Here is a 2873-nt window from a genome sequence, read left to right on the forward strand (position 1 = left end):
TGCGCCCGCGCCTGCGGCGCCTCTGCATTGCCGGCTCCCCCCCAGCCCCCCCCCTGCCGGCCCACTACATCTGTGTCTGTTGGTTTGATTGGGAACGCCCCTGCCGAGCATGGCTCGGCACTACATCTGTGTCTGTTGGTTTGGTTGGGAACGCCCCTGCCGAGCATGGCTCGGCACTACAGCTAGTGCGGGTGCTTGACATACCCCGGCAATCAGGCGCTTAATTAATTAACGAATTAGTTAATTGATTACAAATGCCCGCCGATCAGATCTTCGAAGCCCTTGCCTCGCGCCCGCGCCGGGAGATCCTGGCCTATCTGTCGGCGCAGGAACTCACCGCAGGCGAAATTGGCCAGCGTTTCGAGATGAGCGCGCCGGCCATCTCGCGCCACCTATCGGTTCTCACCGCCGCCGGGCTGGTCACCAGCGAGCGCCGCGGCCAGTTCGTTTTCTACCGCCTCACTCCCGACAACATGGTCAACACCTTGAGTCGCTTTGCCTTCGAGGTCTGCCCAACGGCCGGGCCGCTGCAGCGCGAATCACGTCGCAACGCCAAGACCAAGGCAAAACCCGCCAGCTGACTACCACGAGGCATCGCATGGAACGCAGTCGCACTCCCAACGAAAGCAGCTTTCCGCATGTCTCGATCAATGCCAGTGATGGCAGCCGTGCCGCGGAAGTCACACTACTGACCCAGCTCGATGTTGGCGCTGGCGACGCCATTGCAAAAGCGGCAGGTGCACGCCAAGCCAACCATGCGCATTTCAACGATGCGCTGGACGAACCTTCGGCACGGCTTTCAGCACCCAACCTCGCAGCCGGCGACAACGCCGCGCTCTACACATTCTCGGTGGGGCGCAATGGTCACCCCTTCCATCGTCATGCTGCACCGCGCGTGTTCACCGCGATCAGCGGCAGCGGCGGCGCGCGTCTGCGTTTCATCGCCGCCGGTTCGGCCTGCGATACGTCGATGGATATCCAGCGAGCCCTGCGCCACGTCGAAATTCCCGCCGATTGCCTGTTCTCGGTGCGCATGGCCGCCAACACCTGGCACCAGTTTGAGCCCTTGCGCGGCAATGGAAAACATCCGGCCCTGTTCGCGGTTTCCTGCCATCCCGATGAGACCGCTGGCGCACTGGATCCCGCACAACAAGCACAGGTCATGCGCGGCCAAGCCGACCTCGCCAGCCTCACTGAACTGATGCCAGCAGTACTGCAGCAGCACACACAACAGGCGCAGGTGTGGACCAGCGTACTCAGCTTCGACCCGCTGCCTCGGCAAGCCTGGGCCTGTGCGCATCTGCGTCGTCACGCCGGGCAGGTGCGCCAGTTGCTGGTGCAACTCCGCCCACGCAGCGGTGCCCGTTCGCACCGACTGCCCGCCCTGCAAACACACAGCAGCCATCAGCTGCCGCTGAACTCGCTGCTGGCCAAGCAACTGCCGCGTCACCACCATCAGGATCACGTGGAGATCCAGATCGCTCAACACTGGCTTGCCGGCAGCAATCCGGAACAATTGCTGGCAGCCTTGCTCACCGCCTTTATCCAGCAACCCGCCGGCAGCGTCAGCGGCCTGATGCGGCTGCGGAATCTATTGGCGCGGCCGTTGCGACTGCGCACCTCGTCCTTGGGTTGCCCGGTGTCGTCGCTATTGAGCGCTGCGCCAACCGAACGTTTTGCCCAACGTTTCCCGGTGCTGGCCTCTTCCATCAGCGCCAACTCGGCGCAGGTGCTGCTCGGTGCCGATGATCGCCATCTGCAATTCCGTTCCAGCGTCGCGGTGCAGCGCGATGGCGAGCTGATCACTTTCAGCCTTTCCACCCGCGTGCATTGCCGCAACCCCTTCGGGCATCTGTACATGGCAGCAGTAGACCCGATCCATCGCCATTTCATCGCGCCGAAGATGCTGAATACCGCGGTCAATTGCCTGCTTGAGGATGCCGCAGTTGCCCATCACGCTGGCACGGCAGCCATCGTGACGGTGTAAACGATGGCATCGTTCAGCCGATGGGACGATGCAGGCAATAAACGGTGACTACCGGAGCAGTCTGTATCGCAGTAGTTTGACGGCTCGTCCTGAAGGAGGCTGCCATGGCCCACGTCACCATTGAATCAACGGAAAACAACTACGCCCATCGCATCAGCAACGGCGTCCACCAGCTTGTTGCCGATGAGCCAGCCCGGCTGGGTGGGCAGGATGCGGGCATGGCGCCGTTCGATCTGTATCTGGCATCGCTGGCAGCCTGCACTGCGATTACCTTGCGGATGTATGCAGAGAAGAAGGGCTGGGAGCTGGGTGAGTTCAACGCCGATCTCACATCCAGCCGCGATGAAGCCGGTAAGCTGCAGGTGCACCGCATTCTTTCCGCTACCGGCGCGTTGACCGACGAACAATGGGAACGACTACTGGATGTAGCCACCCGCACACCGGTCACGAAAGTGATGGGCGAAGGTGCGACCATCACCAGCGAACACCGCACCCTGAAGAGTTGAGACGCCATGTTTACGATTGTTGTTATCTGGGATGAAGTCAACGCTGAAGTGACGCAGTGGGATGAGACCCCATGGGTCACTACTTTCAAGGATCGTGAAGTGTCTTTGCGGGCTGGGCCGCGCGAGCGCGTGGATGCCAATGGCGTCAGCAGCCAGGTTGCGGTCTATCTGCCCGATGAGTTCAACGAGGAAGAGTTCCAGGACCTGTTTGCCGCGCATGAGAAGCGCATTCCGGAGCTGCATCTGCACGGTTGATGCTTGATGTGGGTGGATTGTTTGTAGGAGCGGGGGGGTACACGGAAAACTAACGAATTTGTATGAAAACTAATGGCACGAAGAGGAAGGAAGAAAAACAAAAAACACCGGAGAATCCCAAAGCA

At 60.8% G+C, this 2873-nt stretch carries 4 protein-coding genes; all 4 read left to right on the top strand.

Annotation, left to right across the window (positions count from 1 at the left end; translation table 11 throughout):
- Positions 1-254 precede the first annotated feature (254 nt).
- The 4 genes from ACVOLZ_RS22205 (at position 255) to ACVOLZ_RS22220 (ending at position 2748) form a co-directional block, all read left to right on the top strand.
- Positions 255-581, top strand: coding sequence for a metalloregulator ArsR/SmtB family transcription factor (locus ACVOLZ_RS22205; RefSeq protein ID WP_313169299.1), 327 nt, complete (start codon positions 255-257; stop codon positions 579-581).
- Between the two features lie 17 nt (positions 582-598).
- Complete coding sequence (locus tag ACVOLZ_RS22210; RefSeq protein WP_481518026.1) at positions 599-1987, top strand: DUF2867 domain-containing protein; 1389 nt, start codon at positions 599-601, stop codon at positions 1985-1987.
- 104 nt (positions 1988-2091) lie between these two features.
- Positions 2092-2493: an OsmC family protein gene (locus ACVOLZ_RS22215; RefSeq protein ID WP_481518027.1), complete on the top strand. Its 402-nt coding sequence runs from the start codon at positions 2092-2094 to the stop codon at positions 2491-2493.
- A gap of 6 nt (positions 2494-2499) precedes the next feature.
- The gene (locus ACVOLZ_RS22220) at positions 2500-2748 is read left to right on the top strand and encodes a hypothetical protein (protein ID WP_481518028.1); all 249 of its coding nucleotides are present in this window, start codon (positions 2500-2502) and stop codon (positions 2746-2748) included.
- The last annotated feature ends 125 nt before the right edge of the window (positions 2749-2873 follow it).

The sequence above is a fragment of the Stenotrophomonas sp. STEN020 genome (genome assembly GCF_056760195.1).